Below are 6,416 nucleotides of genomic sequence, written 5' to 3'. Positions count from 1 at the left end.
CGTTCGGACCCAGCAGGGAGAACACCGAACCGGCCGGAACCACCAGATCGATGCCGTCGAGCACGACCTTGTCACCGTAGGACTTGCGCAGACCGGCGGCGGAGATGGCGGCGGGCGGCTTGTGACCGTCACCCCACCTGGACGTGGACATGACAGATGAAGGCATGAGGCCCTCCCGTTCGAAGGCTGAAGTGAAAGTGAAGTGTGTACGGGATGAAGTGCGTACGGGAATGGAGTGCGTACGGGGGTGGGGACGAGTCGCCGGGGCCGGGGTTCAGGCCTTGGCGCGGCGGATGTCGATGTTGCCGTGGCGGGTGCGGGCGCGGACCTCGACGGTGTCCTCGGTCTTCTCCGGGCTGTCGGAGGTGTTGAGGGTGTTGCGTACCTGGCCGGAGCCCGAGCTGACGTCGAGCCAGGCGGCCGTGCCCTGGCGGACGCCGACCTCGATGGCACCGTAGGCGGTCTCCAACTGGACCTTGCCACGGGCCACTTCACCCACGCGCAGGGTGCCGTGGGCGGTGGTGGCGGTCACCGAGGCCTCGGCACGCTCGATGCTGATGTCGCCGTTGGCGCCGCTGACCCGCAGCTCGCCGGTGGCGGCGCGGACGGTCGTGGTGCCGTGGGAGTTCTTCAGCACGGCGGGTCCGTCCACGAGGCCGACGCGCAGGCTGCCGGAGCTGGTGGTGATCTCGGCCGGGCCTTCGGCGCGGTCCACGGTGATCGAGCCGTGCGACGCGGTCAGGTGCAGCGGGCCGGTCGCATCGAAGCGCACATCACCCGATGAGGTCTTCACGCGGACCTCGCCGAGCCGGCCCTCGCCGAGCACCTGGGTCCAGGCACCGGTCATGTCGATGCGCGAGCCCGCGGGCAGGTCGACCGTCACATCGACGACGCCGGTGCGGCCGAACAGGCTGGACTTGGGCGTCCGGACGGTCAGAGCACCGCTCGCGTAGGTGACCTCGGTCTGCTCGGCCGCGCGCACGTCCAGGTTCTTCTTCGGGTCACGGGGCCGCACCTCGACGACCGTGTCGGCCCGCTCGCCCGCGGTGAACTGGATGGAACCGGCTTCCACACGCGCGGTGACCGAGATCGCTTCGGGAGTGTCGAAAGAAGGCATGGCTGTCCCGTCCTCATGAGTCTTCAGGACGTCCCCGCCGGTGGGACGTGATGTGGTGTGGGCGAAGTGGCGCGAGCACGGGCGCGCGGCTAGCGCACCCAGCCCGTGAAGCTCTGACCGACGGCCTGGGCCCTCTCCGGTGTACGCGGACGGGCGCCGCCCTCGACCGCGGCCGACACGGCCCGCACCAGCCAGGCGTTGACCGACAGGCCCTCGCGGCTCGCGGCCTCCTCGGCACGCGCCTTGAGATGGGCGGGCAGACGCAGATTGACGCGGGCGGTGCCGCCCTCGTCTCCGTCGGCCGGGACCGGGGTCCTGAACGGCTCGACGGGCGCGGCCGGCTCCGCGATGGCGCCGCCGTCGGTCGGCGGTGGCGTCACCACGAAATCGGGGTCCAGCCCGCGCAGTCGTACGTCGACCGAACCGGGCGCAAGCTCGCGGGTGATCTCGTCCATCGCCGCGGAGAGCACGTTGAGCAGGGTCAGCCGGGTCGCCGACTCCAAAGGAGCGGTGAGTCGCTCGGCCAGCTCGCGGGCGTCCTCCCCGCCGGCCTCGGCGGCCACCGCGAGTTCCCGGCGGAGAGTGTCGACATACGGCGTGAGGTCCATGACGTCATCATGGCAGCATCATGGCGCCATATGCAAGTCTGAATGGCGCCTCGCGGAGACGGTCTTGAAGGTCGGGCGCCCTACCTGCGGAAACGCCGAGGCGGCGACCTGGGTCACGGCGGCGACAAGCGTGCTCATGCACCTTTGGAAGCGCGGAATGGCGCCAGATGGCACCACATAATGCCAAGCGGTGCCACCCGGCGCCATGTGGTGGAGAGTGGCATACGTGTCAGGCAGCGGGTTCCTCGCGGACCGGTCGCCCGGTGCGGGGCCCACCAGGTCACTGGGGCTGGTTCCCGTGCTTGCGGGAGGGCTGCGCCACGTACTTGGTGCGCAGCACGGCAAGCGCGTCGATCAGCCTGACGCGGGTCTCCGCGGGGTCGATCACGTCGTCCACCAGACCGCGTTCGGCGGCGTAGTACGGGTGCATGAGCTGGTCCCGGTACTCCTTGATGTGCTGCTTGCGGGCGGACCCGGGATCGGCCGCGGCCGCGATCTCGCGCCGGAAGACGACGTTCGCGGCGCCCTCCGCCCCCATCACCGCGATCTCGTTGCCGGGCCAGGCCAGCGACACGTCCGAGCCGATGGACCGCGAGTCCATGACGATGTACGCGCCGCCGTAGGCCTTGCGCAGGATCAGCTGGATGCGGGGAACCGTCGCGTTGCAGTACGCGTACAGGAGTTTCGCGCCGTGCCGGATGATGCCGCCGTGCTCCTGGTCGACGCCGGGCAGGAATCCCGGCACGTCCACGAGCGTCACGAGCGGGATGTTGAAGGAGTCGCACATCTGCACGAAGCGGGCCGCCTTCTCGCTGCCCTTGATGTCGAGAACCCCGGCGAGCGCGGCGGGCTGGTTGGCGACGATGCCGACGACATGGCCGTCCAGACGGGCCAGGGCGCACACCACGTTGGGCGCCCATGCCTCGTGCACCTCGAAGAAGTCGCCGACGTCGACGAGCTCCTCGATGACCTCGCGCACGTCGTACGCGCGCTTCTCGTCGGACGGCACCAGGTCGCGCATGGCCGGGGTGAGCCGGTCGGGCCGGTCGGCGCAGGGTTCCGACGGCGGCAGCTCGTGGTTGTTGGCGGGCAGGAAGGACAGCAGGTAGCGGACGTCGGCGAGGCAGCTCTCCTCGTCGTCGTAGGCGAATCCGGCGACTCCGGAGAGACCGGTGTGGGCGTCGGCGCCGCCCAGCTCGTCATGGCTGATCTGCTCCCCGGTGACGGCCTGCACCACGTCCGGCCCCGTGATGAACATCTGCGAGGTGCCGCGCACCATGAACACGAAGTCGGTCAGCGCCGGGGAGTAGGCCGCCCCGCCCGCGCAGGGGCCCATCATGACGCTGATCTGCGGGATGACCCCGGAGTTGCGGACGTTGCGCTGGAAGATCCCGCCGTACCCGGCGAGCGCGGTCACCCCTTCCTGGATGCGCGCCCCGGCGCCGTCGCACAGGCCCACGATCGGGGCCCCGGCGGTGGCGGCCATGTCCATGATCTTGTGGATCTTCTCGGCGTGCGCCTCGCCGAGGGAGCCTCCGAAGATCCTGAAGTCGTGGGCGTACGCGAAGACGGTACGTCCGAACACCCGGCCCCAGCCGGTGACCACGCCGTCGGTGTAGGGGCGCTTGTCCTCCAGGCCGAAGCCGCTCGCCCGGTGTCTGCGCAACCCCTCGACCTCGGTGAACCGGCCGTCGTCGAAGAGGAGTTGGAGCCGCTCCCGGGCCGTGAGCTTGCCCTTGGCGTGCTGCGCCTCGGTGGCCTTGTCGCTGGGCCCTCGGCGCATGGCGTCACGTATGGCGTCGAGTTCGGCGACCGTTCCGCGCTGCTGCCCGACCGGCATGTCGTCCAGGGCGGTCATGGGGTTTCCCCTTTCCGGCCGTCGTGATGAACCATCTGTCGTGATGAACCAGCGGCCAGCCTCCGCCATGTCACTCGAAGCCGGTTGGAGCGCTGGATGACGACCGCTCCGGCCGCACCGGCTCTCCACCGCCCCGCGAGCATCCGTCGAGCGCGGAAGGGGACGCTCTCCGTCGTGAGCTCCGATGCGACGGCCATGAGCCTTCGCGGAGCACCGAAACGCCCGCCGGCGTCCCCCACCATCCCCCGAGGGCACCGGCGGGCCTCCGGCGTGCCCGCTGCCGGTTGGACGGTGTGCCCGGCCGCCGCCCCGCTCGGCGACCTGGAGCCCCCGTAGGCCTGTCCCGCCGGCGGGACAAGGCAAGTCGGACAGCGGTTGGCACCGTACCGGCACCGAGTTGTCTTGAAGCACTGATCCACGTGCGTGAACGTGGAGGTGACGGAACGACGTCAGAGGCTCAGTGGAATGAGGGGGAACGACGTGGGAGACACCCGCACGGACACGGATGTGGTGATCGCGGGCGCCGGGCCCACGGGCCTGATGCTCGCCTGCGAACTGCGCCTGGCAGGCATCGACGTCACGGTGGTCGAGAAGCTCGCCGAGCGGTCGGGCGAGTCCCGCGCCGGCGGCATACACTCCCGGACCCTGGAAGTCCTCGACCAACGCGGCGTCCTCGACCGCTTCCTCGCCGAAGGCGAACTACAGCCCGTGGGCCACTTCTCCGGCCTCTACCTGGAATTCGACGAGTCCGAGTCCAGGCACCCCTACCCGCTGATGATCCTGCAGTCCGCCATCGAGCGGCTGCTGGAGGAGTGGGCCACCGAACTCGGTGTGCGGGTGCGCCGCTCGTGCGAGGTGAGCGGGATCAGCCAGGACCAGGACGGCGTGACCATCGAGCTGGCCACGGCGACGGCACCCGAGGTGCTGCGTGCCCGCTACCTCGTCGGCTGCGACGGCGGACGCAGCGCCGTCCGCAAACTGGCGGGCATCGACTTCCCCGGCACCGAACCCACCATGACCGCCCTCATCGGCGACGTCGAACTCCCCGACCTGCCCGAGGACTACGTCTGGGTACGCCGCACCCCCGTCGGCGACTACTCCGCCATCGCCTTCGAACCCGGCTGGCACCGCGTCATCACCTCCGAGTTCGACCGCGTCCCCGACCATCGACCCGTCACCTTCGAGCAGCTGCGGGAATCGCTGATCAGGGTCGCCGGCACCGACTTCGGCATGCGCAACCCCCGCTGGATCTCCCGCTTCAGCGACGCCGCGCGCCAGGCCGACCGCTACCGGACGGGCCGCATCCTCCTCGCCGGCGACGCCGCCCACATCCACTTCCCCGCGGGCGGCCAAGGACTCAACATGGGCGTCCAGGACGCCGTCAACCTCGGCTGGAAACTCGCCTCCGTCGTCCACGGCCACGCGCCCGAAAGCCTGCTGGACACCTACCACGCCGAACGCCACCCCGTCGCCGAACGCGTCCTGCACAACACCCGCGCACAATCGGCTCTCGTCCGCCCCGGCCCCCAGACCGACGCACTCCGCGACGTCTTCGGTTCGCTGATGGTCTTCGACGAGGTCAACCAGTACCTGCGCCACCTGCTCAACGCACTCGACATCCGCTACCCCACCGACTCCGACCACCCGCTGACAGGCCGCCGCGTCCCCGACGCCGACCTCGACACACCGGACGGTGTCAGCCGCGTCTACGAACTCCTCCACGCCGGCCGGCCCGTCCTGCTCGACCTGCACGGCAGCGCCGAGGTGACGGCGGTCGCCAAGGGCTGGGCCGACCGCGTCGACCTCGCCGAGGCACGCAGCGAGGAGGAGCACTGGACCGTCCCCGCCCTCGGCGGCATCCCCGCCCCCACCGCACTCCTCATCCGCCCCGACGGCCATATCGCCTGGGCGACCGACGACGACACACCCGACACCACCGCCCTCCGCACCGCCCTCACCACCTGGTTCGGCCCGGCCCTGCAGGGGTGACACACACCGAAACGAACGGACGAAGGGACACACCGACAGTGACCAGCACGTGGTTCCGACGCTTCACCACGGCCGCGGGGGACGGACCGCGGCTCGTGTGCTTCCCGCATGCGGGGGGCTCCGCTACGGCGTTCAAGGACCTGGCGCACACGCTGCCCGCGGACTTCGACGTGGTGTCCGTGCAGTACCCGGGGCGCCAGGACCGCTACGGCGAAACGCCGTTCAAGGCCCTGACCCCGCTCATCGAGGCGGTGGCCGCGGAGCTGACCCGCGAACTGGCCGCGGAGCCCGGACGGCCGTACGCCCTGTTCGGCCACAGCATGGGCGCGCTCGTCGCGTTCGAGACGGCCCTGCTGCTCGCCCGGGGCGAACTGCCCGGCCCGCAGCGGCTGTTCCTCTCCGGCCGGGGCGGCCCGGAGACCGACAGCGCCCCCTACCACCTCTTCGGCGACGCCGAGGTGCTGGACGATGTGCGCAGGCTGGGCGGCACCGACCAGGCCATGCTCGACGACCCCGACCTCCTGGAGCTGGTGCTGCCGGCGCTGCGCGCCGACTACAGGGCCCTCGGCACGTACAGCTGGCACGGGGGTGAGCCGCTCACCGCTCCGGTGACCGCTCTGACCGGGGACAGCGACCCGATGACGACGGTCGAGGATGTTCGGACCTGGCAGGCGTACACCACCGGCGACTTCGATGTGAAGGTCTTTTCCGGCGGCCACTTCTACCTCTTCGACCACCTCGACGGGGTCGCCGCGGCCATCACCGAGGGGCTGCTCACGCAAGCCGCCGTGTCCTGACCGGCCGGCCTGCAGCGAGGGGCCCGGCCGACCGTTCACGGTCGGCC

5 protein-coding genes and 1 pseudogene are annotated in these 6,416 nt (G+C 70.6%); 2 read left to right on the top strand and 4 right to left on the bottom strand.

All coding sequences use genetic code 11. The features are described from left to right. The 4 genes and pseudogenes from ACWGJ5_RS46310 to ACWGJ5_RS46295 form a co-directional block, all read right to left on the bottom strand. Window positions 1–166 (bottom strand): annotated as a pseudogene (locus ACWGJ5_RS46310) (ABC transporter); the annotation flags it as partial. 108 nt (window positions 167–274) lie between these two features. Next, window positions 275–1,117 carry a DUF4097 family beta strand repeat-containing protein gene (locus ACWGJ5_RS46305; RefSeq protein ID WP_453315604.1) on the bottom strand — a complete coding sequence of 281 codons (843 nt, stop codon included), beginning with the start codon at window positions 1,115–1,117 and terminating at the stop codon, window positions 275–277. An 89-nt stretch (window positions 1,118–1,206) separates the two neighbouring features. After that, window positions 1,207–1,725 carry a hypothetical protein gene (locus tag ACWGJ5_RS46300; protein WP_453315603.1) on the bottom strand — a complete coding sequence of 173 codons (519 nt, stop codon included), beginning with the start codon at window positions 1,723–1,725 and terminating at the stop codon, window positions 1,207–1,209. Between the two features lie 280 nt (window positions 1,726–2,005). Further along, window positions 2,006–3,583: an acyl-CoA carboxylase subunit beta gene (locus tag ACWGJ5_RS46295; RefSeq protein WP_453315602.1), complete on the bottom strand. Its 1,578-nt coding sequence runs from the start codon at window positions 3,581–3,583 to the stop codon at window positions 2,006–2,008. Window positions 3,584–4,063: 480 nt separating this feature from the next. Between ACWGJ5_RS46295 and ACWGJ5_RS46290 the strand changes: the two genes are divergently transcribed. Together ACWGJ5_RS46290 and ACWGJ5_RS46285 are read left to right on the top strand one after the other, a co-directional pair. Continuing rightward, a complete protein-coding gene (locus tag ACWGJ5_RS46290) occupies window positions 4,064–5,572 on the top strand; it encodes an FAD-dependent monooxygenase (protein WP_453315601.1) in 1,509 nt (502 codons plus the stop codon). A gap of 38 nt (window positions 5,573–5,610) precedes the next feature. Continuing rightward, on the top strand, window positions 5,611–6,369 hold the full coding sequence (locus tag ACWGJ5_RS46285; RefSeq protein WP_453315600.1) for a thioesterase II family protein: 759 nt from the start codon (window positions 5,611–5,613) through the stop codon (window positions 6,367–6,369). Window positions 6,370–6,416: the final 47 nt, after the last annotated feature.

This window comes from Streptomyces sp. NPDC054783, from assembly GCF_053611725.1.
Note: the sequence above shows the minus strand (reverse complement) of the source record. Positions and strands in the feature narration are given on the sequence as shown.